Genomic DNA, 25170 nt, shown 5'->3' with positions numbered 1-25170 from the left:
TTATTTGTTTGAAATAAAGGAGATGAATACCTATGTTTCGTAGTGGAAATAGATATGAAAGCGATAAAATTGTACATGTGCAGGATGTGTTGTTAACACCTGAGGAACTACAAGAACATGCAAAAGAAGCTGCAAAAATCCACACAACATCACGTAATACCCAATCTCTCAAATACTTATTAAAGAAAGTAGATCATAACTTTGAAAGCATCGCTTCTGTATATAATAGTCTCAATAAAGCGACAAAAAATAAGCAGGATTTATCTCCAGCATCGGAATGGCTTCTTGATAATTTTTATAAGGTAGAGGAGCAAGTAAAAGAGGCAAGACAAAACTTAGCCAAAGAAAGGTTTTTAAAGCTTCAAACATTAGATAGTGGTTATTTAGAGGGATACCCACGGATTTATGGTGTTGCCCTAGAGTTCATTTCCCATACCGATGGAAAATTAGATGAAACCCTGTTAATGAACTTCATTCGTGCCTATCAATCCCAGCGGGTGCTAACCATCGCTGAAATATGGGCACTCTCACTTATGATTCGAATTGCCTTAATAGAAAACATAAGAATAATTTGTGGAAAAATACATAAAAATCAGGTCCAATGGCAGAAAGCAGAAGAAACAGCTGCATTGCAAGGCGATGACATAATCAAAGCCATAAAAGAAAACATTGAATTAAAGGGTAGGGTCAATTTCTCCTATATTGAACATTTACTGAAAATAGTAAGGCGTGAAGATGTGGATACAGGAGAAATGATTAGCTATCTTGAGATGAAATTAGAGGATTTTAATACATCCATCAAAAACCTAGTTGAGGAAGAGCATAAAGAACAAGCATCAAGGAAAATTGCCATTGGAAATTCAATTACAAGTTTAAATGTGGTAGCTACAATAGATTGGAATGATATTTTTGAGAACCTTAGTCTTGTTGAAGAGGTTCTAAGAAGAGATCCTAGTCAAGTTTATATGCAACTGGATTTTGATTCTCGAGATTACTATCGAAGTCAAATTGAAAGGATCGCCAATAAATTAAAGGAATCTGAAACCCGAGTTGCTAGAAAAGCAATTAAATGTGCCCAAGAGGCTGAAGCCCTTGAAGAAAACCATATGGGAGATAAGAAAAAGCATGTAGGTTACTATTTGATTGATAAAGGAAGAAAAAAGTTATTTGATTATTTAGGTCATAAAGATGTAAAAGATACATTTCACCAGCAACCTTTATCAACATATCTAACGCCCATCACCATCATCACAGCCTTCATTGTGTTAATGGCGGTTATGTATACACAACAGTTTGTTGGTATTGAAGGGGTGGGTATCGCCATTTTAGTGGTCCTAGTGACTTTTATACCGGCAACTGATGTTGCCATTGCCTTGACAAATTGGTTTTTGACCCATACATTTCGACCTATGTTTTTACCTAGGGTTGAATATAGGGAAGGACTTCATGAAGAAGTGACTACCATGGTGGTGGTGCCAACCCTACTTCCTGATCCTGAAAGGGCAACGACTTTGATTAGACAGCTAGAGGTATTCTATCTTGCCAATAAAGAAAGTCACCTATACTTTGCCCTAGCAGGAGACTATGGGGATGGAGATGCTGTGGATTTACCAGAGGATAAAAAAACCATAGAAACCGCATTATTGGAAATAAAGACCTTAAATGAAAAGTATGGCAAAGAAATATTTTATTTCTTTCACCGGAAGAGACAATTTTGTGAAAAACAAAAGAAGTGGATGGGATGGGAGCGAAAAAGAGGCGCTTTAATGGAATTAAATGAATTGATTAGAGGCTCTAATGAAACCTCCTACACCATTGTTTCAGGTGATATCAATAGGCTTAAAAAGACAAAATACATGCTTACCATTGATGCTGATACCCAGCTGTCAATTGACACCGCCAAAAAATTGATTGGCATTGCATCCCATCCTTTACATAAACCTATCATTGATGAAGAAAAAGGGATTGTTGTGGAGGGCTATGGTTTAATTCAACCAAGGATCGGAATTAGTATTGAAAGCAGTAGTAAATCCTTTTTTACAAGGGTATTTGGTGGACAAGGAGGCATTGATTCTTACACAATCGCCAACTCAGATGTATATCAGGATTTGTATGGGACAGGAATTTTTTCAGGGAAAGGCATCTATGATATTGATGTATTCCAAAGAACCTTGGGGGAGACCATACCAGATCATAGCATATTAAGTCATGATCTGTTGGAAGGGAGTTATGTTCGCACAGGATTGGCCACTGATCTTGAGTTAATCGATCATTTTCCATCAAAGTACAGTGCCTACATCATGCGACTACATCGATGGGTAAGAGGTGATTGGCAGCTGACACCTTGGTTATTTTCCACTGTAAAAAATCGTAGAAATGAAACCATAAAAAACCCCCTACCTGCCCTTGTAAAGTGGCAGATACTAGATAATATGAGGAGAAGTATATCACCCATCAGTATTTTATTATTGTTTTCATTTGGTTTGACTATTTTCCCAGGGGCAGGGCTTTTCTGGATCGTGCTAGGGCTTTTAGCTATTGGGATCCCTTTGTTAATTAGTTTTTTTGATTATATAAAACAACGACACTATAAAGCAATTAATGAAAGACTAAATGCCGACATGATTGTTGGGGTGAAGGCTACTTTTTATCAAGTTTTACTAATGCTTATATTTTTACCTTATCAAGCCTACATGATGGCAGATGCCATTATTAGGACACTTCATAGGGTATTTATTTCTAAGGAAAATCTACTGGAGTGGGTTACGGCAGCTGATGTGGAGAAAAGCCTTGGAAATAACTTAGAGGGCTCAATAAAACGGATGCACAGTTCAATAGGTATCGTTGTGATCCTCTTATTAGCTGTCATTTTTATTAACCCCTATCATCTCATTTACGCAACGATTATCGCAATGCTCTGGGGTATAGGACCCTGGGTTGCCTTCTATATTAGTAGAGAGACCGAGAAAAAAATAGAAGATGTAAACCAAGAAGAAATGCAACAATTACGAAAAATCGCAAGAAAAACATGGGCTTACTATGAAGATTTTTCTGATGAAGAAAACAATTACCTTCCTCCGGATAACTACCAGATGTATCCTCCTAATGAGGTAGCCCATAGAACATCACCAACAAATATCGGTTTTCTTTTGATGTCAATTTTATCTGCAAGGGATTTTGGCTATGTAACCACTGGTGAAATGATAGAAAGATTTGATAAAACCATAGCCACTGTAGAGCGGATGGATATGTGGAGGGGACATCTTTATAATTGGTATGATACCAGGACCCTAGAGGTGTTAAGACCCTATTATATCTCCACTGTAGACAGTGGCAATTTCATAAGTTATTTAATAACAGTAAAAGAGGGATTAAGTGAATATATTAAAAAACCCATTCTAGATATTAAATTCATTGAAGGCATGAAGGATACCATGTTGTTGACCGATGAATATGAAAATGTAGATATTCAATTATTAAAGGATCTTTCCGGGGCGGAGAATATCTCCTTAAGAGAATTTAGTGAGTTAATTAGAGGTTTAAACAGAGAAGGAGCAATAGGAGAAACAGAGGAAAAAGGATGGAAAAGAAGACTTTTTGATATGATCCACTCCTTTGAAAAGGAAATAGAACATTTTTTCCCCTCATTAGAGACATTAAAAGAGTTAGACGTATTACATGTAGAGAAATATAACTATTCTCTTTTAGAATTAAAAGAGATGTACCATGGTTTAATTTCTGGCCTTGATAAAAAGGATGGAAATGCTTTTTTGCAGAAAGAGCTGATGGCAAAAAAGCAGCATGTTGAAAAAACAATGGGAAAAATGAAAGAGATTATCAATAGAATAGAAAAAATAATAGAAACCGCTGAATTTAGACATTTATATGATACAAAGAGACATTTATTCTCTATTGGCTATAACGTAGATGAAGAGAGACTCACCAATTCCTATTATGACTTACTGGCATCCGAAGTCAGGACAACCAGTTATTTAGCCATAGCCAGAAAAGAAGTACCTAAAAAGCATTGGTTTAAGCTGGGAAGGGCCATGGCTATTGTTAACGGACATCGAGGACTTGTATCCTGGACCGGTACAATGTTTGAATATTTCATGCCTTATTTAGTCATGAAAAATTATGATAATACCCTGATGGACGAAAGCTATGCCACCACCATAAAGGCACAGCAAATGTATTGTGATAAAAAAAATGTGCCCTGGGGGATATCGGAATCTGGGTATTACACATTTGATTTAGCTTTAAATTATCAGTATAAAGCATTTGGCATACCAGACATAGGATTGAAAAGAGGGCTAGGAAAGGATTTAGTTGTTTCACCATATTCTACTTTTTTAGCATTATCCTATGCCCCAAGAGAAACAATGAAGAATATACAACGTCTCATAAAAGAGGGCCTTGAAGGAACATATGGATTTTATGAAGCAATTGATTATACACCTAGAAGTATATCCAGTGATGAAAAACCCCAGGTGGTCAAAAGCTTTATGGCCCATCACCAAGGGATGACTTTTATCGCCATTGCTAACTATTTGCATAAGAATCTCATGCAAAAAAGATTTCATGCTGATCCTGTTGTACAAGCCGGAGAAATATTACTACAGGAAAGAATTCCTGTGAGACTTATTATCACAAAACAATATAAAGAAGACATAGAACCTGTGAAGGTAGATAGAGGCTATGAAAAGGTTTTAAGAACCTATGGTGTGCCAGAGGGACCGGTGCCACAATGTCATCTTCTTTCTAATGGAAGATATTCTGTTATGCTAAGTAATGCAGGAACAGGATATAGTAAAATGGAGGATCTTCAAATTACCAGATGGCGACAGGATGCTCTGACAGGACAATATGGAACCCATATTTTTATACATCATCTCAATGCCAATAAAACATGGACAACAGCCTATGAACCGATAAAGCAGGAACCTGATGGCTATAAGGTGATTTTTTCACAAGAAAAAGCAGAATTTCTTCGTACAGATGAAAACATAGATACCCATACAGAAATTGTTGTTTCACCTGAAAATGATGTGGAAATTAGAAGGGTTACCTTGAGAAATCACGGTCAGAAAGATGCAAACATAGAGGTCACCAGCTACTTCGAAGCAGTGATAGCGCCACAGGCAGCAGACCTTGCCCACCCTGCCTTCAGCAATTTGTTTGTTCGTACAGAAGTAATTGATGAATATGATAGCCTGATTGCCTCTAGAAGACCAAGAGAGCATGGACAAGCAGAAAAATGGATTTTTCATACTGTGACTGTTGATGGAGAAACCAGTGGGGGGCTTCAATATGAAACCAATAGAAAGGCTTTTATTGGTAGAGGCAGAAATATTTCAAATGCCATTGCCCTAGAACAACCCTTGACAGGCACAAAGGGAATTATATTAGATCCCATTATGAGTCTGAGAAAAACCATCAAAGTAGCAGCAGGAAAATCCGTAACTGTGTCCTTTATCACTGGTATTGATGAAACAAAGGAAAAAGTAATAAAGCTAGTGAAAAAATATCATGATGCTTCTTCCATTGAACGTTCATTTCAATTAGCCATCACACGAAGTCAGGTGGAGAGTAGTTACTTAAACTTGAAATCAACTGAAATAAAGATATACCAAGAAATGATTTCTCAAATATTGTTCTTAAGCCCAATCAGAAGAAAAAATGAAATGCTATTAAAGAAAAATAAAAAGTCTCAATCCGGTCTTTGGGCATATGGAATTTCAGGGGATATACCCATTGTCATACTAAAAATGAAACGGATGGAGGATATTGACTATGTCAGTCAGTTGTTAAAGGCCCATGAGTATTGGAGAAGCATTGGATTGAAGGTAGATCTAGTGATATTAAATGAGGATGAAAGTAACTATTTACAACCCTTGCAGCAATTGATCAATGAGGTGGTATCTTCTAGTCAGGAAAGACATATGGTGGATCAACCTGGAGGTATTTTCATTAGAAATGGGGATGTGATTCCTGAAGAGGATAAAATATTATTATGTACAGTGGCTAAGTTGATTCTCGATCCAGCCCTAGGTTCAATCAGCAAGCAAATGGTTATCCAAGAGGAAGACATAAAAACCATTGAGGATACAAAAAAATTCAACAAAGGTACCATACAATATATAAGCGAGAATGAAGAGATAGACGTAGATTACTTCAATGGCTATGGGGGCTTCAGTAAGGATGGAAGGGAATATATCATTAGATTAAAGGAAAATGTTCATACCCCGGCTCCATGGATCAATGTGGTTGCAAACGAAAAACTTGGTTTCATCGTGACTGAAGGCGGGTCTAGCTTTACTTGGGCAGAAAACAGTAGAGAAAACAAATTAACACCATGGTCAAATGATCCTGTTTCAGACCCATCTGGAGAAGTCATTTATATGAGAGATGAGGATACGGGAGAGATCTGGTCAATGACCCCCTTGCCCATTAGAGAAAAAGAAAACTACACAATAACCCATGGGGCTGGTTATTCCAAATTCAAGCACCATAGTCATGGGATCTTACAGGAGCTGACACTATTTGTACCTGCTGAGGATCCTATCAAAATTAATTTAGTGAAGCTTAAAAACACCGGTGGTACAAAAAGAAAGTTAACGGTCACCTACTATTTAAAGCCAGTACTAGGAGTAAATGATGAAGTGACCCAACAATATATCATTACAGAAAAGGAAGAAAGCCCAGGGGGAATTCTCATCAGAAATCCTTATAATTCTGATTTTCCAGGGAGAATTGCCTTCGCTGCTACATCAGAAAATATGTATTCCTATACCTGTGATCGCCAAGAATTCATCGGGATGCAAGGGAGTTTATCCAAGCCTATGGGTCTGGGAAGAGAAAGACTTGGAAATAAAACCGGGGCTGGATATGATCCTTGTGTGGCGATTCAAATTAGCCTTGAGCTTGATGAAAACGAAGAGAAGGAATTTGTGTTTTTATTTGGACAAGGTCAGAATATAGAAGAAGTTCATAGCATGATCAATGCCTATCAAGACTTAAATAATAGTAAATTCGCTTTACAAGAAATAAAGGATTATTGGCATCGCTTACTTGGAACAGTAAAGGTGAAGACACCTGACTTATCCATGGATTTATTGTTGAACCAATGGCTCCAGTACCAGACGATTGCCTGTAGGTTGTGGGCAAGATCTGCCTTTTATCAATCCGGTGGCGCCTACGGATTTAGGGATCAGCTCCAAGATGCTATGAATGCAGTTTATACATTTCCTGAAGCCACAAGGCAGCAGATTTTACTCAATTGTAGGCATCAATTTATAGAAGGAGATGTACAGCATTGGTGGCATCCAGGGGCAGGAGATAAAGGAATTCGAACACGGTTTTCCGATGATCTATTATGGCTACCCTTTGCGGTAATCGAATATATACACAACACAGGGGATTATGAGATTTTACATCAAGAAGAGACATTCCTAGAGGAGGAGCCTTTAAAAGAGCATGAGGATGAAAGGTATGGCATACCTAGGGTATCACAGGAGAAAGCCTCGGTATACCAGCATTGCATAAGGGCCATTGAGAGAGGTCTGCAATTCGGAGAGAATGGGATACCACTGATGGGCTCTGGAGACTGGAACGATGGCATGAATACAGTAGGCAACAAAGGAAAGGGAGAAAGTGTGTGGTTAGGGTGGTTCATGTACTCTATTTTAACTAGATTTTCAGAGTTATGTAATCGAATGGCAGAAGAAGATAGAGGGAAAAGATATCTGGAATCTGCAAAAAGCATTGCTGAGTCTATAGAAAAGAATGCATGGGACGGTGGATGGTACATTAGGGCCTTTTACGATAATGGAGCGCCTTTGGGTTCATCACAAAATACCGAGTGTAAGATTGACTCCCTAGCTCAATCTTGGTCCATCATTTCAAAAGGGGGGCGAGAAGATCGAAGTCAAAGGGCTATGAAATCTGTTGAACAATATCTCATTAAAAAGGATGAGGGGTTGATTCTTCTTTTTACACCGCCCTTTGATAAAAGTGAGCAAGAGCCGGGTTACATCAAGGGTTATGTTCCAGGTGTAAGAGAAAATGGGGGTCAGTATACCCATGCAGCAACCTGGGTTATTAAAGCATTTGCCATGACTGGAGAAGGAGATAAAGCCTGGGAGCTATTTAACCTCATCAACCCCATTAATCATACCAGAACCCCATTAGAAGCCGCCACCTACAAGCTAGAACCCTATGTGATGGCAGCGGATGTATATGCAGTAAGTCCCCATGTAGGAAGAGGAGGCTGGAGTTGGTATACAGGTGTTTCGGGATGGATGTACAAGGTGGGAATTGAAGATATATTAGGCCTCAAGAAAAACGGAGACAGACTCTTTATCGACCCCTGTATTCCAAAGGATTGGAAAGAATACAGCATGAAATATCGTTATCAGGATACGGACTATCATATCGTGGTTAAAAATCCCAATGGAGCAAGTAGCCAGGTAAAAGAGCTGCAAATGGACGGGAAAAGACTTCAGGAAGCATATATTTCACTAATAAATGACAAAGTAGCTCATCGTGTGGAAGTCATCATGTAATAAAATAAAAGGCAGCAGTATCTTTAAAGATACTGATGCCTTTAAAAATGCAAATGTATTCTTAAACTAGAACATTACCTTATCATTAATTCCCAGCGTAATTCTCGTGAAATGTGACTGTAAACACATATGCCACATCATAGTACCCAAGATCTACTTTATAAAAATGATTGACTAAAAAACTAGCAAGGCGGTATTGAAAATGGTACAATGTAAAGAATATTTCTTAGATATTATATAAAATAATGTTAGTTTAATAAAAGGGCAAGGATTTACCCTCTGTCCTAAATAGGAAGGTAGCAGGTATGAAAAAAGAGAAACCAATAGACTATAGAGGAATAAGACCAGTAAAGCAATATTTTGAATGGGGTACTGTCAAGTGGCTTCATGAGCCTGAAGATGTAAATGAAGGCAAGATGATGGTGGGACATGTTATGTTTCTACCTAATACAAATCAAATGAATCATCTTCACACTGGAGATGAACAAATATTATATGCCCTTACTGGAAAGGGTATTCATTGGGTTGATGGCAAGGAATATCCCTTGTCTTCTGGAAAGGTCTATCATATTCCTCCCTATGTAGAGCATGCTGTAAAAAACCTCAGTGATGATCCTTTAGAAATGATCATTGTCTATAATGCCAGTAGTTTGAACTATAGTGAAGTACTACCTCCAGTAGAATTTTCAAAAAGGTATGCAATCGATAATATGAAAGAAATTCTGGATTTAAGAATACTACAAAAGGTGCAAGACAAATTTGCAGACGCCTCTCAGCTTGCTATTGTCATAGAGGATGATAAAGGTGAAATCATTACAAAGCCCAGCAATCCTTCAATGCTTTGTCAGATAAGGTGTAGCAATAAAGAAGACTGTCGATTAAATAGTAAAGAGCTCTCTACTAATCGGATGGAAACCAAGGTAATCAATTGCTGCTTAGACCTATTTAGGGTTCATACCCCAATATTTCTAGGAGATACCTATATAGGCAGCATAAGCTGTGGTCCTGTCCTTTTAAATGATCCCTCTGATACCGCAATAAATACCTTGGAAAAAGAGATTGAAGAGGGATTAGATGCTAAAGCCCTAGAGGATTATCTAAACATACGAAGACTGACTAAAGGTCGTCTTCATGCCATTATGGAGTCGCTGATGACCATGAGTCATTTTATTGTGGAAACCAGTATCAACAATTTAGCACAAAAAGAGCTGCATCAGAAGACGATACAGATGTTAGAGGAGAATAAAAAGAAAATAGAGCTGGAAAATGCGCTGAATGCAGCAAAAATGGAGATACTTCAATCCCAGTTAAGTCCTCATTTTCTATTTAACACACTAAGTGTGATAGGAGAGCTAGCCTATATGCAGGGAGCAAAGGAGGCCGCAGAAACCACCTTTGCACTTTCAAAACTCCTTAGAACAAGTCTGAAGAAATCTGAGGAATTAATAAAAGTAAGAGAAGAAGTAGACTATATAAAGGATTACTTATTTATACAGAAAAAACGCTTCCAGGATTTGCAGACGGAAATTGACATAGAAAAAAGTGTGTTGGATGTAGAAATTCCCTTTATGGCATTACAGTTATTGGTGGAAAATGCCATCACCCACGGATTTGAAAGTGCTGGTAAAAAAGTAACCATCACAATAAGGGGGAGAAGCCAGGGAAAGTATGTATTTTTAAGGGTTATCGATAATGGTTCTGGTATAAAAGAAGAAGTATTAAAAAGGCTATTTCTTAAAGATAGTACAATAAAACAAGGGACGGGCATCGGAATCGTAAATTTAGAGGAACGGTTATCCTATTATTATGGTGAGGATTTTCTTTTTAATATAGACAGTCAATGGGGTATCGGTACAGAAGTAATGCTGAAGATACCTATAGAAAGACAAAAGAAGGTGGAAATATGATAACGCTACTTCTCGTGGACGATGAAAATATGATGAAGGAGTACATCAAGTTTATTATTAAAGAAGAAGATATGGAAATAGCGGTATTTGAGGCCTCCAATGGATTAGAAGCAGTGGAGAAGGCTAAACAATTGCAACCTAATCTGATTTTAATGGATATTAAAATGCCCCATATGGATGGGTTAGAGGCTACTGAAATGATAAAGAAGGAAGTACCACTCACCAAAATCGTGTTTTTAACAGCCTATGATAAATTCGATTATGCACAAAAAGCCCTCAGATTAGGTGCTTATGATTATTTGTTAAAACCCATATCACCTGAAGATTTTAAAGGTTTAATCAATAAAATACTTGCAGAAAGCCATCAAAATCAAGGAGATGTACAGAATACCACAACGCTAGCTCCCGAAGACCATGTGATCAAAGGCGCAAAGGAATATATAGAGGACAATTATAGTGAAAAAATACAGCTAAAGGATGTGGCAAATCATGTGGGGTTGAGTCCTACCTATTTTTCAAAGTTCTTTAAACGAAAAACCCAGATGAATTTTTCTATTTACTTAAATATGGCTAGGATAGAGAAGGCAAAAGAGCTTATGAGAGAGACTACCTTAACATTAAATGAAATTTCCTATCGGGTTGGATATGAAGATCTAAGCTATTTCAGTATCGTATTTCAAAAATATGAAGCAAGTACACCCAGTGATTATCGAAGAAGAGATATGACAAAATAATAAAAAATAGGACAAAATAGTACAAAATAGTACGAAAGAATAAATCTGCAAGTCAAAAGATTCAAACTATTTAGCGAAATACTAAATGGTTTTGGGTCTTTTTTTTTGTTAGGATGAGCTAAGAGAGTAAGGAGGGGGAATTTCTATGAAAAATATGACCTATCAAGGGACCGATAGAGCACCACATCGTTCGTTGTTTTATGCTATGGGTTACTTGCCAGAGGATTTAGAAAAGCCGTTGATCGGCATTGTTAATTCTCATAATGAAATCATACCGGGGCATTTTCATTTAGATAAAGTAGTACAGGCTGTAAAACTAGGGGTCTCCGCTGCAGGGGGAACACCTATGGAGTTTCCTTCCATTGGTATATGTGATGGGATTGCTATGAATCATGAGGGAATGAAATACCCACTATCCAGTAGAGAGTTAATTGCAGACTCAATAGAAGCAGTAACCAGAGGACATCAGTTCGATGGATTAGTACTGGTAGGAAACTGTGATAAGATTGTTCCAGGTATGATGATGGCAGCTGCTAGATTAAATATTCCAGCTGTATATGTTAGTGGTGGACCTATGCTGACAGGAAATAATAAAGGTAAAACCATAGACTTAATAAGAGGGGTATTTGAAGCAGTAGGAGCCTATGCAGAGGGTAAAATTGATAAACAAGAAATGGATGATATTGAAATGAATTCCTGTCCAACCTGTGGAAGCTGCGCTGGTATGTTTACTGCAAATACCATGAACTGTCTTGCGGAGGCATTAGGGATAGGATTACCTGGAAATGGAACCATCCCAGCTCCCTATGGTCAGAGATTACAACTAGCCAGAAAAGCTGGACATAAGATAATGGAGCTCCATAAGGAAAATATCAGACCTAGAGATATGATGACCCTAGGAGCCTTTAAAAATGCCATTGCCCTTGATATGGCAATAGGAGGATCATCCAATACCGTACTACATCTCATGGCAATTGCCCATGAGGCAAAGGTGGATTTAAATCTTGGGGAATTTGACAAGATAAGTAAAAGAGTTCCTAATGTGGCAAAGCTAAGTCCTGCTGGTTTTCACAGTATCACAGATTTACACAATGCTGGCGGCATTTCAGCTGTGCTGAATCAGTTGATTAAAGCTGGCTTGGTGTATCCCGATGAGATTACAGCAACAGGAAAAACATTGGGGGAAAATGTGAAGAATGCACAAGTATGGGATGCCAGTGTCATCAGACCTATGGAGGAGGCCTACAGTAAAGAGGGTGGCATTGCAATATTAAGTGGTAATCTTGCTCCTGACTGTGGTGTTGTGAAGCAATCTGGAGTGGAACCAGAAATGATGGTGCATAAAGGTCCTGCTAAGGTATTTGAATCTGAAGAAGATGCCTATAAGGCCATTATGGATAAGACCATAAAGGCTGGGGATGTAGTGGTTATAAGATATGAAGGTCCTAGGGGTGGACCTGGAATGAGGGAGATGTTAAGTCCTACTGCTGCCATTGTAGGTAGAGGGTTAGAAAAATCCGTAGCCTTGATTACGGATGGACGTTTTTCAGGGGGGACCAGAGGACCTTGTATAGGACACGTTTCTCCAGAGGCATCTGAGGGTGGACCCATAGCGATTATACAAGAAGGGGATATCATAGAAATTGATATTCCAAACAGAGTGCTAAGGGTTGACCTTTCTCAGGAGGAGATAGAAAATCGTCTTAAAAACTGGAAAAAACCGCCATCAAAGGCTGAGAAGGGAACTTATTTATACAGATATAGCAAGCTTGTCACATCTGCCAACACGGGAGCAGTATTTAAGTTTTGACAAAATAAGAAGCACAAAATGAGAAAAACAAACTGAGGGGGAAGAAAAAATGAATAAGAAATTAATGGTTTTATTATGTATGCTTTTAACGGTATCGCTATTGGCGGCATGTGGTCAACAAGAGCCAGCAGTATCAAGTGGCGATGAGGATGTAGAATTTGAAGGCGTTAAATTTAAACTAGCACATGTTGTAAATGAAGATGATAGTTTTCATACTTCTGCTGTTAAATTTAAAGAATTGGTGGAAGAAAGATCAGAGGGTAAGATAGAGATAGAAATACATCCTAATGGAACATTAGGTGATGAAAGAACATTATTAGAAGGTATGCAAATTGGAACCATTGATATGGGCGTGATTACAAATGGACCTATCGCCAACTTTGTACCAGAAGTAGCTGCATTTGAACTACCATTTCTATTTGCAAATCATCAAGAAGCCTATGAGGTATTAGATGGAGAGATTGGTAAAGAAATCCTTAAAAGGATGGAGGATGTGAACTTAAAGGGATTGGCTTATGGAGAAAGAGGATTTAGAAATCTGACTAACTCCAGAAGAGCAGTCACAACCCCTGGGGATATGAATGGACTGAGAATTAGGGTTATGGAGAATCCCGTGTATATTGATACCTTCCAGGCATTAGGTGCCAATACTGTTCCCATGGCATGGGCAGAGACGCTTACAGCTTTACAACAGGGAACAATAGATGGTCAGGAAAATCCAGTGGTGGTGATTCACTCCTTCAAATTAGATGAAAATCAAAATCATCTTTCATTATCGAGACATAGTTATGCACCAGCTACTATCATGATGAGTTTAAAGGAGTTTAATAACCTCCCTCAAGATATGCAACAAATCATCCAAGAGGCAGCCCAAGAAGCGGCAGAGCATGCAAGAGCTGTTAATGCTGCAGGTGAAGAATTACAGCTTCAAGAATTAGTTGAAAGAGGTATGGAAATAACAGAGGTAGATATAGAAGCGTTCCAAGAAGCTGTTGAATCGGTATATGAAAAATATGAAGATCAATATGGAGCATATATAGAAAGAATACAACAACAGCTTAATAGATAATTTATTAGTTAAATTAGCCTTGGCAGTAAGATGTCAAGGCTAATTTAAAAATAAAGGGGGATCAGAATGAAGCTATTGGAATTACCAAACAAAGCTAGTAATATGTTGGACTGGGCTATCGTAAGATTGGTGTTCTTAGGAATTGTAGGAATGATAGCAGCCATAACACTTCAAATTATATCTAGGGTATTTTTTAGTGCAGTTGTGTGGACCGAGGAGTTAGCAAGATATCTATTGGTATGGAGTAGTTTTTTAGGAGCTACCTTGGCATATAAGAGAAAAATGCATATTGCTGTGACCTTCGGCGTAGAACGGCTACCTAAAATGATGCAAAGGGTAATTGTTCTATTTAGTATTTTGTTATCTATGTTATTTTTTGCAGTATGCACTTATTATGGATTTCAGTTAATGAACATGCAGATTTATCAGGTATCCCCAGCACTGGGATTGCCTATGAAATATGTTTATCTTGGTATACCATTAAGCTTTTTTGTGATGTTTATACATGGGATCGTTATGATACTTGATATGTTCGTAGATGCCAAGGGGGTGCATGAATAGATGGCTGGACTTATATTTATTTCTTTTCTCATATTTATGCTTTTGGGTATTCCTGTGGCGGTGGCCATCGGATTGGCATCATTTGTTGTATTGATAAAGGAAGGGATGCCTGTCTTAGTGATGGTGCAACGGATGTTTGCAGGAACCGATACATTTGCTTTGATTGCAGTTCCCTTTTTTATATTGGCTGGAGATATATTGGCAAAAGGAAAAGTGTCGGAAAAACTAGTAGACTTTGCCGATTCCATATTTGGATTCTTAAAGGGAGGGCTGTCGGTGGTTTGTGTACTGGCTGCTATGTTCTTTGCTGCCATATCTGGTTCTGGAGCTGCGACAACAGCGGCGGTTGGAACCCCATTAATACCTGAATTGAAAAAGAAGGGCTATGATGAGGCCACATCTGCGGCGCTTATAGCTGCCAGTGGAACAATCGGAGTTGTGATTCCACCATCAGTGCCTATGATACTCTATGCTGTCATAGCAGGTGTATCAGTGGAAAAATTGTTTTTAAGTGGATTTGTGCCTGGCGTTTTAATGGGTTTGATTTTAATTGGTATTGCCATAAGACATGCCTATAAGCATAATTATCCCAAAGGTGCAGATTTTTCTGTTAAGAATGTAGTGAAGACATTTATGGGAGCAATTTGGGGAATTATGACACCGGTAATTATATTAGGTGGTATATTTACAGGATTTTTTACCCCTTCTGAGGCAGCTGTGATAGCGGTAAACTATTCATTGTTTGTTGCACTTTTTATTTATAAAGACATGAAACCAAAAGATATATTTGATATTATTGTTAAATCAGCCATTACCATGTCGGTTGTCATGTTTTTAATTGCAACCTCTAGTATATTGAGCTGGGTGTTGGCATATTACAGTATTCCCACCACTATTGCCAACAGTGTATTGGCATTATCCAGTAATAAGTATGTGATTATGCTGTTAATCACTAGTATTATTGTAGCAGCAGGCATATTTATGGAAACGGCATCAGCACTTATTATATTGACACCTGTGTTTCTACCATTAATTAATCAATTAGGAATAGATTTAGTACATTTTGGATTAATCATTGTTGTAGGACTGGCAATAGGGATGATTACCCCTCCGGTGGCAATTAATTTGTACGTTGCCAGTACTGTGACAGGGCTATCCATTGAGAAAATAACTAGATCGATTATTCCCTTTATGTTTGGTCTATTGGCAGTTCTATTACTGATAGTATATGTACCTTTATTCTTTTAACCTAACACCATAAGAAGCGCTACCCCTACGTGTTAGTGTAGGTGGTGGATTAGTAATGCTTTAGTGGTATCGGTCTGTTATCTTATATTGAGGCAGGAGGAAGTGGAAGAAATGATTTTGACACTTACTTTTATTGATATGATTAAAAATTCTAGAATTTTAAATGATAAAACAGAGGGACTATAAATAATGTTATAAATTGATCTTAAAACTCCTCCCAGGTGGTTACTTCTAATAACCACCTGAGAGGAGTACTTTATTTGTGAGGTATATAAACTATTTTACAGACTCTTAATCTTCGGTATTCATGATCACCTTCACGATGGCATTACTGTCAATGGCAAACTGAATGAGAGCGACATCAATGAGTGTATCTTTTTTATAGGTTTCTTTCAGGATGGTAATCTCCTCTAAAAGCTTTTTTCCCACCAGATAATGATACCTTGGATCAATTTCAATGGCAAGCTCATCTTGAACATCTTGAACACCTTGAACATCTTGAATATCTAAAACATCTAAAGTATCGGTTTCATCTTGTTCTACATCTCCTACCGGCGCTGTATTGGTTACAAGATGATCCTCTATCTCTTGTATGGGAGTAGGAGTGGAACTAGGACTAGGGTCTAAGCTTAATTCCTGATTGATTAAATCCCTTTGTTCCGCCTCTACTTCATCAGCGGAATTCTCATTTACTTCAGTAGGAACCGTGGTATTTATCGGTACGAGGACGGTATGCTCCGTGTCTATTTTATCAGTTGCCACAATAATTATATTTTCCATATGTAGTATTTTGTCTATTTCAATGAATAAATCATCCACCATGATACCGGTTATATGAAATAAATCATCCATTTCAATAGAAGTAAGGGTACCGACTTCTTTACCAGCTGTGGTATAGATCTTTGTGGCTGCATCAGTATAGAGCATATTTATATCTTCAGTGACTTTTAACATAATGGTATCTGGTCCTATGTATGCATCCTGAATAGGTATATAAACATAGTGATCTGAAAATTGACAATATAAAAAAGTGACTTTATTATTTTTGTATATGAACCCTTTTAAAGAACCTAAAGATTTACCAGTATCTATTGAAATAACAGGCTTTTCCGAAATTTTGATTATCAAATTGCTCACCTACTTTTTATTAGTTATTTGCTGCATCTTTATATATTCTGTAATACATGCTACCAATGATATTATGATATTGTGCAGTATCTGGTTTCACACAATAAAAATCATTACCAAGATAATCACTTAAATAATCAAATAGCAGTTCACTACCTCCACCGCAAATGATTGCCTGATCGCAGTTGCCAATGAACTTCGTCTTAACAAATTCTCTGAAATCCTTACTCAATTCATAGGCGAAACCATCAAACACATCATGTACAATCCCACTTGCATCAATGTTTTCACCTTTTTTTGCTTTAAGAATTTTATCATTATATCGAATCATATTATCAATATCATATGTATAAGGTTTTCTGTCTAATTTTTCTCTGAAATTATTATAAAGCATCATGGATACCTTTTCATAACAGTCTAACATCCCTTTTTCAAAGGTATTGACTCCTATTGATTTGAGCCCATTAAATGCAGCAACGTTGATTTGTCCTGAACCAATATCAAAAACAATGGTTTTTTTACTTTTCATATATTCATCTTTTATGGTTCCACTTTCATTGACTGAATAGTGGAAAAATGTTGCGATAGCTTCAGGACAGAAGGTAACACTTTCAATATCAAATACGATTTCTTTAATCACTTCTGAAGTATTGTGGGTATTATAGTATAACACCTTCACATTGCCCTTTAAGGGTTCGCCGTGACTATTAGAAAAAGCTTTTTTGTTAGAAACATACTCTACTAAAGGCTGGTTAATTGTGATATCTACCGATTGATCATTCTTTTCATACTTAACAAAGTTTGACGCAATCCCTGACAAAATACAAAATTTAATCACTTCATCATTATATTTCTTTTCATATCTGTTCCGATCTCGTATCAAAACACCTTTGTTTTCAGCAGCTTTTCCCACAAGCTTTTTACCTAAAGATTCCCCATCCTTAATGATTTCCACCAACATATGGTCAAAGTCAATTTCCTGGGATTCTGACTGCAAATCAAATAAGTCAAAGCTTGTTCCATAATCCAATTCAATTCCAGGTTCCGATACAATGGTAGGAAAACTAAATGGTTTTTTTGCCTCTTCCATGACTTTGGTTAGTCGATTACCACCATCAACATAAATACGAACTTTGTTTCTCATCATCTTACCTCCTAACATCATTTACCAAAAAGTATGGTATCTTATGTAAAATATATCGCACCAAAGCCTATTTATTATATAGGCCTTTGGTAGGGAATTATCGAAATTTGTTGAAATTACCCAAAATAGGTGATATTTTCAGATATATATAGTAATAGGAGGTTGGGTTATGGATGCTACGACCAATGAACATATAGATGGCTTGCAAAGGTGTATAATAACAACAGGTGTATCCTCATTGAATTATGAGAAGGAGCATATGCAGTCCTTTGAGAAGAATAATTCATTATTATATAATTGTATGAGGGTAAGCAGTATCAAGAATATTGATAAGGTTGATGAGTATAAGGTCATTATCGATTTTTGTGATAATAACCTACAAGAAATTGTTTTTGAGCTTTTAAATCATCTTTTGGCTTTTAACGTTGAGATACATGTAAAGGTGATAAACAATATAGCACTTTCTAGTGATGAGATAGAGCAATGTATGATTTTACTTAACCGCCTGGATAAACATAAATTGATTCATCTTGAAATCATTAATAAATCCTCAGGATTACCAAAAGAAGAAGGACATTCTTGGATAAAAAAATTAAAAAACGCCTTCTTTTTTACAGGCTCAGGTAATACTGGCAAAACATCACTGATTTCTGCATTAAGTGAACTATGTAATGAAAAGAAACAGACAGTTGCATTGATAGATCTAACAGAGCATCATAAACTGGTTAACTATTTTACAAGTATTTATCCCCTTATCGGTACAAATCATCAAGATCATTTTGTTAGAGAAAGAATAAAACATAATAAAGAAGATGTTGTAAATGTGTATACATATAACGATAAAAAATTAATAAATAGTGCTGATGAACGGGTGTTTTATGAAGCCATAAAGAAAATTAGCTCCCTCTATGATTATGTATTTGTAAACACTGATATCAATATAGTGAATACGAAAAGTAACATATTTAATATGGGGGAAAAAGTCTTATTGTACATGACTTTATGCCAACAAAAATAGACAGTACCAAACAAATTCTATTAAAGTTTGAAGAATCTGGAATTAATACCAAGGGAAACATCTCATTGGTATATAATAAGATGATTAAATGCAATTTCAGTCTTGGATTTATTGAAGAAAGAATGATTTTCAAAAAAGTAGGCAATAAAAGATTAATGCCCCTAGTGGATTTAAATTGCGAAACATTTGAAATACCCTATAGTAAAAAGACAATGGAGGCAATGATCAATCATATTTCTCATAAAAAAAGTATCATTGATAATGTTGCTTATAGTTATAGAAGAAATACAAATCATATTTATAAATACATGAATAACATTCCCTATGCTGAAATAGGTGACATTGACCTTGTAGAATATGCTAAGGATTCTTTACGTAATTTAGTGCAACATACTTATATAAAAAACATAAAAGAAGAGGCCTATAGATATAGGACCTATATGAAAAAACGGAAAAAATTTGCTTCCTATTTAATTCATTCAAAAATCATTGAAAAGCATTAACATGCCTAAATGATAATAATGATTAAAATAATCGCTGGTAAATTGGAAATGCCTGAATGAACATAATCTCAGGCATTTCCATTTATTTTCTCTTGTTTAAACATCTCACGTTCTTTGTAGACATCTGAATATTTTTTTATGATTAATTCATTGTAGGTTTCATCATTCTGACTCACTTTTCTTTTACTGGTGCTTTTGAAAGATAGAAGGGAGTGGGAGCAATGACACTAGTGAAATATGGAAATATATAACTATATATGACATTATAAAAAATTTTCTTTCAAAAAAAAAAATAAAAAAAATAAAAAAAAAATGAAAACATTACCACGTTGTAAAAATACTATTTTGTAAAAAACAGATAACGTTTTCAGATTCGAAACATTCTGAAAATTATAAAAACTGCCATTGAAAAGTAATTTAATCTGTGATATATTATAAAAAAATGAAAACACAGACAATTAAGCAATAGGGATTAGAAAAGTTTAGCATCTAGTTTACTATAGATTATGAGAAAAATAAAAAGTCTTGTAAGAGTAAAAGTAGCTACATGATTAATTTAAAAGTGAATAGATTGCAATAGACAATGACGTCTACAATTAAAAGGAGTAATTTCCTGATATTGTGGGCGTCTTTTTCATTGGTACCAGAATTAACCACAATGATGAATATGTCTAATAAAAAATATCTAGATCTATTTACAAAACAAGAGCAAATAGAGGCAGAAAAAAGAGACTGAAACATACTTCGGAGTATACAGTATATTCCATGCAAAACAGGTTTCAATTTTAGTAGCAATATGATGCTACTAACTTAAATATAAGAAGAGAAAAAAGGGAGGAAGATTATTATGAGACAAATAGCAATTTATGGAAAAGGTGGAATTGGTAAATCAACCACAACACAAAACTTAACAGCGGCTTTAGGTGAGTCAGGAAAGAAAATTATGATAGTAGGCTGTGACCCAAAGGCAGATTCTACTAGACTCATATTAGGAGGATTAACCCAAAAAACAGTAATGGATACCCTAAGAGAAGAAGGAGAAGATATTGATTTAGAGGATATCTTAAAACCAGGTTTTTCAGGCATTAAATGTGTAGAATCTGGAGGTCCAGAACCAGGGGTAGGCTGTGCTGGTAGAGGGATTATTACTTCTATCAATATGTTAGAAAGTTTAGGGGCTTATGAAAGTGATTTGGACTATGTATTTTATGATGTATTAGGAGACGTTGTTTGTGGTGGTTTCGCCATGCCAATTCGTGAAGGAAAGGCACAAGAAATTTATATCGTTGCCAGTGGTGAGTTGATGGCTTTATACGCTGCCAATAACATCGCAAAAGGGATTCAAAAATATGCAAAATCTGGAGGAACTCGTTTGGGGGGGATTATCTGTAACAGTAGACAGGTAGACTATGAGCATGAATTATTAGAAGCATTCGCAAAAGAGCTTGGTAGTCAATTAATCTACTTTGTACCTAGAGATAATATTGTCCAAAGAGCAGAGATTAACAAGAAGGCTGTCATTGAATTTGAACCTGAATGTGGGCAAGCAAATGAATATAGAGCATTAGCAAAAAGTATTGATGAAAACAAAATGTTTGTTATTCCAAAGCCAATGCATACTGATAGATTAGAAGAATTGATGATGGAGCATGGTGTATTAGGATAGTGTGCGGATAGTAAACATAGTGAATTCCTTAAAGAGTCGTATATAAAAAATATAAGAAAATATTAAAAATAGGGGGGAATATATAAATGAAATTAATTAGAGCGATTATCAGACCAGAAAAAGTAGCCACTGTGCTTACGGAGTTAAATGATGCTGGGTTTCCAGCTGTAACGAAAATAGATGTAGTCGGACGAGGTAAACAAAGAGGAATTAAGGTGGGAGACATATCTTATGATGAAATCCCTAAAAATATACTCATGGTTGTCTGTGAAAATGAATACAAAGATGATGTAGTAGGCGTTATCAAAAGAGAATCAAAGACTGGAGAAAAGGGCGCATTTGGAGATGGAAAAATATTTGTTAGTGATGTAGATGAGGTCTATACCATCAGTAGTGGTGAAAGTAAATTATAGAGGAGTGTCTATTATGAAGGAAATTATGGCTATTATTCGGATGAATATGGTAAATAAAACGAAAAAAGCATTGGCTACTGAGGGTTTTCCAGCCTTTACATGTACAAAGATATCTGGAAGAGGAAAAAAAGCAATGGATTATACAATCGAAGAGGCATTTTTGACAGAGAACAACATGCCTACGTCGGTAGCTGAGACTTTTTCTGAAGGGTATAGGCTTCTACCTAAAAGGTTGTTATTGGTAACAGTACCAGATGGAGCGGTGGAAAAGGCAGTGACTGTCATTATACATGCGAATCAAACAGGCAGTCCAGGAGATGGAAAGATATTTGTATTACCAGTGGAAGAAGCCATTAGAGTTAGGACTGGGGAAACAGGAGATACGGCGATTACCTAAGAAGTTAAGAGAGGAGTGAATCATATGGCTATAGATAAAAAGATAGATAAAATTTTACAAAAATACCCGCCAAAAGTAAAAAAGAATCGTATCAAACATATGCTAACAAAGGATTCTGAGGTAGGCCAAGAAATACAAGCAAATACGCGTACGATTCCTGGAATTATCAGCAACAGAGGCTGTTGTTTCGCAGGATGTAAAGGTGTTGTATTGGGGCCATTAAAGGATGTTGTGCATATCGTACACGGACCTATTGGTTGCTCTTATTATACATGGGGAACGAGAAGACATAAAGGACGTTCCGAAAAAGGAGAAAGTAACTTCTTGAGCTATTGCTTCTCCACGGATATGCAAGAAAGCGATATTGTCTTTGGTGGTGAGAAGAGATTAAGACAGGCTGTAAAAGAAGCCTATGAAATTTTCAAACCAGAGGCGATCACCATTTCTTCTACCTGTCCCGTTGGGCTAATCGGCGATGACATTCATGCAGTTGCAAGAGATGCCCAAGCGGAATTCGGTATTCAAGTAATGGCCTTTGACTGTGAAGGATACAAGGGTGTCAGTCAGTCGGCAGGTCACCATATTGCAAATAATGTATTGATGAGAGATGTGATCGGTACTGGTGATGCTGAAATGAAGCAATATGCCATCAATGTTATGGGTGAGTATAACATCGGTGGAGATGGATGGGAAATATCTAGGATATTAGGTAAAATAGGTTATCATATTGTCTCAGTGATGACGGGAGATGGGACTTATAAAGAGTTAAAGAGTGCCCATAAAGCAGATCTTAACCTAGTACAATGTCATCGTTCTATCAACTATATTGCAGAAATGATCGAAATTAAATATGGTACTCCTTGGCTTAAGGTAAATTTTGTTGGGATTGCAGGTACCATAGAAAGTTTAAGAAACACAGCTAAATACTTTGGAGATGAGACGCTGATTAAGCGTACAGAAGAAGTCATTGTAGAAGAATTAAAAGAAATTAAAGAATCTATGGAGATGTATAAGAAAATATGTGAAGGAAAAACAGCCTTATTATTCGTGGGTGGTTCTAGAGCCCATCATTATCAAGGTTTGTTGAAGGAACTTGGAGTTGAAACGGTTGTTGCAGGATACGAATTCGGCCATAGAGATGATTATGAAGGTCGGGATATTATTCCACATATTAAGTTGGATGCGGATAGTAGAAACATTCCAGATCTACATGTTGAGAAGGATGAGAAAAATTACAGGGTATATTTATCACCAGAAAAGCTAGCGGAATTAAAAAAGGAAATGCCTTTAGGTCAATATAAGGGGCTGATTCAAGAAATGGAAGATGGCAGCTATGTCATTGATGATTTAAATCATTTTGAATCAGAAGAATTACTAAAAGCTTTAAAACCGAGCTTATTCTGTTCGGGTATTAAGGATAAGTATGTGGCACAAAAGATGGGAATATTCTCAAAACAGCTACATTCATATGACTATAGTGGGCCTTATGCAGGTTTTAAAGGTGCAGTTATATTTGGAAAAGATATTTCCATGGGAATGAATACACCAACTTGGGGCTTTATTACACCACCATGGAAACAAGATGCCTTATTAGAAGGAGAAGTTATCGAGGAGGTGGCAACATGTTAGATCATACATCAAAAGAAATAAGTGAAAGAAAAGCATTAGTCATCAATCCAGCAAAGACATGTCAGCCAATAGGAGCAATGTACGCAGCGTTGGGAATTCATAATTGTCTTCCCCATAGTCATGGTTCTCAAGGATGTTGTTCCTTTCATCGTATGCACTTGACTCGGCATTTTAGAGATCCTATTGTTGCTTCGACCAGTTCCTTTACAGAAGGGGCCTCAGTATTTGGAGGAAGTGCAAACCTAAAAACTTCTATTAAAAATGTATTCTCTGTCTACAAACCAGACGTAATAGCCATCAATACCACCTGTCTTTCAGAAACAATAGGAGATGATTTACCTAGTACAATTTCAGATTCAGAGATACCTGAAGGAAAGCATGTATTCCATGCCAATACCCCTAGTTATGCTGGGTCACATGTTACAGGTTTCTCTAACATGGTGAAGGCAATGGTAACACATTTCTCGGAGGGCACAGGTGATGGTAGCAATAACAAGGTTAATCTGATACCTGGGTACACAGAACCAGGAGATATGCGAGAGATAAAGAGAATTGCAAAATTATTGGATATTCCTAACATTCTTTTTCCAGATACCAGCGGTGTTGTAGATTCTCCTATGACAGGAAAATACAATATGTATCCAAAGGGTGGTACAAAGGTAGTGGAATTGATAGATACTGGTAGTTCTATGGCAACAGTGGCATTAGGTAAATTTGCTTCAGAGGCTGCGGCTAACGAATTAGAGAAAAAGTGTAAAGTCGCTTCTCATCCTTTAAATTTACCTATTGGTGTAAAGGCTACAGATGAATTCATCATGGAACTAGTCAAAATTACTGGCAAGGATGTACCTGATGAGCTAGAGGAAGAAAGAGGTATGTTAGTGGATATCATGACAGATACCCATCACCATTATCATGGTAAAAGGGTAGCAATCTTTGGAGATCCTGATCATGTGATGGCCTTGACAGAATTCACATTGAGTCTTGGTATGAAGCCAGTGTATGTTGTGACAGGAACACCGGGTAAGGCTTTTGAAAAAGAAGTGAACGGTATGTTAGAAAGTTCTAATGTAGAAGGTAGAGTAAAAGCTTCAGGAGATTTATTTGAACTTCATCAATGGGTGAAAAATGAACCTGTAGATCTTTTAATCGGAAATACCTATGGAAAGTATATTGCTAGAGCAGAGGATATACCTCTTGTAAGATTTGGATTTCCTAATATGGATCGTAGTATACACAGTTACTTCCCAGTTGTGGGATATAAAGGTGCCATGAGATTGATGGAAATGATAGGTAATGCATTGTTGGAGCGTGTAGATCGCGATGCTTTAGATGAAGATTTTGAACTAGTATTATAATAAATGTATGGAGATGGAATG

Annotated in this window: 16 protein-coding genes; 14 read left to right on the top strand and 2 right to left on the bottom strand. The window is 36.7% G+C overall.

The window, feature by feature from the left end; all coding sequences use genetic code 11:
• Positions 1 to 32 precede the first annotated feature (32 nt).
• The 7 genes from AMET_RS17375 (at position 33) to AMET_RS17345 (ending at position 15893) form a co-directional block, all read left to right on the top strand.
• The gene (locus AMET_RS17375; RefSeq protein ID WP_012064626.1) at positions 33 to 8564 is read left to right on the top strand and encodes a GH36-type glycosyl hydrolase domain-containing protein; all 8532 of its coding nucleotides are present in this window, start codon (positions 33 to 35) and stop codon (positions 8562 to 8564) included.
• A 305-nt stretch (positions 8565 to 8869) separates the two neighbouring features.
• Positions 8870 to 10471 carry a PocR ligand-binding domain-containing protein gene (locus tag AMET_RS17370; protein ID WP_012064625.1) on the top strand — a complete coding sequence of 534 codons (1602 nt, stop codon included), beginning with the start codon at positions 8870 to 8872 and terminating at the stop codon, positions 10469 to 10471.
• Positions 10405 to 11205 carry a response regulator transcription factor gene (locus AMET_RS17365; RefSeq protein ID WP_083761037.1) on the top strand — a complete coding sequence of 267 codons (801 nt, stop codon included), beginning with the start codon at positions 10405 to 10407 and terminating at the stop codon, positions 11203 to 11205. Before AMET_RS17370 ends, AMET_RS17365 begins: the two co-directional genes overlap by 67 nt.
• 145 nt (positions 11206 to 11350) lie before the next feature.
• Positions 11351 to 13015 (top strand): dihydroxy-acid dehydratase, encoded by a 1665-nt coding sequence (gene ilvD, locus AMET_RS17360; protein WP_012064623.1) that lies wholly within the window; start codon positions 11351 to 11353, stop codon positions 13013 to 13015.
• A 49-nt stretch (positions 13016 to 13064) separates the two neighbouring features.
• Positions 13065 to 14084 (top strand): TRAP transporter substrate-binding protein, encoded by a 1020-nt coding sequence (locus tag AMET_RS17355; RefSeq protein WP_012064622.1) that lies wholly within the window; start codon positions 13065 to 13067, stop codon positions 14082 to 14084.
• 66 nt (positions 14085 to 14150) lie between these two features.
• The gene (locus AMET_RS17350; protein ID WP_012064621.1) at positions 14151 to 14645 is read left to right on the top strand and encodes a TRAP transporter small permease; all 495 of its coding nucleotides are present in this window, start codon (positions 14151 to 14153) and stop codon (positions 14643 to 14645) included.
• On the top strand, positions 14646 to 15893 hold the full coding sequence (locus tag AMET_RS17345) for a TRAP transporter large permease (RefSeq protein ID WP_012064620.1): 1248 nt from the start codon (positions 14646 to 14648) through the stop codon (positions 15891 to 15893). It begins immediately after the preceding gene.
• Positions 15894 to 16184: 291 nt separating this feature from the next.
• Here the strand turns inward: AMET_RS17345 and AMET_RS17340 are convergent, their stop codons facing one another.
• Complete coding sequence (locus tag AMET_RS17340) at positions 16185 to 17021, bottom strand: hypothetical protein (RefSeq protein ID WP_012064619.1); 837 nt, start codon at positions 17019 to 17021, stop codon at positions 16185 to 16187.
• 19 nt (positions 17022 to 17040) lie between these two features.
• Entirely contained in the window at positions 17041 to 18168 is a 1128-nt protein-coding gene (locus AMET_RS17335) for a ParM/StbA family protein (protein WP_157047284.1), read from the bottom strand.
• Positions 18169 to 18334: 166 nt separating this feature from the next.
• Here AMET_RS17335 and AMET_RS17330 point away from each other — a divergent pair, with 166 nt between their 5' ends.
• From AMET_RS17330 to nifK, 7 genes are all read left to right on the top strand, one after another.
• The gene (locus AMET_RS17330) at positions 18335 to 19183 is read left to right on the top strand and encodes a hypothetical protein (RefSeq protein ID WP_012064617.1); all 849 of its coding nucleotides are present in this window, start codon (positions 18335 to 18337) and stop codon (positions 19181 to 19183) included.
• Positions 19168 to 19686, top strand: coding sequence for a hypothetical protein (locus AMET_RS17325; protein WP_012064616.1), 519 nt, complete (start codon positions 19168 to 19170; stop codon positions 19684 to 19686). Before AMET_RS17330 ends, AMET_RS17325 begins: the two co-directional genes overlap by 16 nt.
• Before the next feature lie 847 nt (positions 19687 to 20533).
• Entirely contained in the window at positions 20534 to 21352 is an 819-nt protein-coding gene (nifH, locus tag AMET_RS17320) for a nitrogenase iron protein (protein WP_012064614.1), read from the top strand.
• 86 nt (positions 21353 to 21438) lie between these two features.
• Positions 21439 to 21765: a P-II family nitrogen regulator gene (locus AMET_RS17315; RefSeq protein ID WP_012064613.1), complete on the top strand. Its 327-nt coding sequence runs from the start codon at positions 21439 to 21441 to the stop codon at positions 21763 to 21765.
• Between the two features lie 13 nt (positions 21766 to 21778).
• Positions 21779 to 22162 carry a P-II family nitrogen regulator gene (locus AMET_RS17310; RefSeq protein WP_012064612.1) on the top strand — a complete coding sequence of 128 codons (384 nt, stop codon included), beginning with the start codon at positions 21779 to 21781 and terminating at the stop codon, positions 22160 to 22162.
• 24 nt (positions 22163 to 22186) lie between these two features.
• Complete coding sequence (gene nifD, locus AMET_RS17305; protein ID WP_012064611.1) at positions 22187 to 23791, top strand: nitrogenase molybdenum-iron protein alpha chain; 1605 nt, start codon at positions 22187 to 22189, stop codon at positions 23789 to 23791.
• The gene (nifK, locus tag AMET_RS17300) at positions 23785 to 25149 is read left to right on the top strand and encodes a nitrogenase molybdenum-iron protein subunit beta (protein WP_012064610.1); all 1365 of its coding nucleotides are present in this window, start codon (positions 23785 to 23787) and stop codon (positions 25147 to 25149) included. Before nifD ends, nifK begins: the two co-directional genes overlap by 7 nt.
• Positions 25150 to 25170 lie beyond the last annotated feature (21 nt).

Origin of the sequence: Alkaliphilus metalliredigens QYMF (assembly GCF_000016985.1) — a bacterium.
GTDB classification, from domain to species: Bacteria; Bacillota; Clostridia; order Peptostreptococcales; family Natronincolaceae; genus Alkaliphilus_A; species Alkaliphilus_A metalliredigens.
The sequence above is the reverse complement of the archived record's forward strand: the minus strand, read 5'-3'. Positions and strand labels throughout refer to the sequence as shown.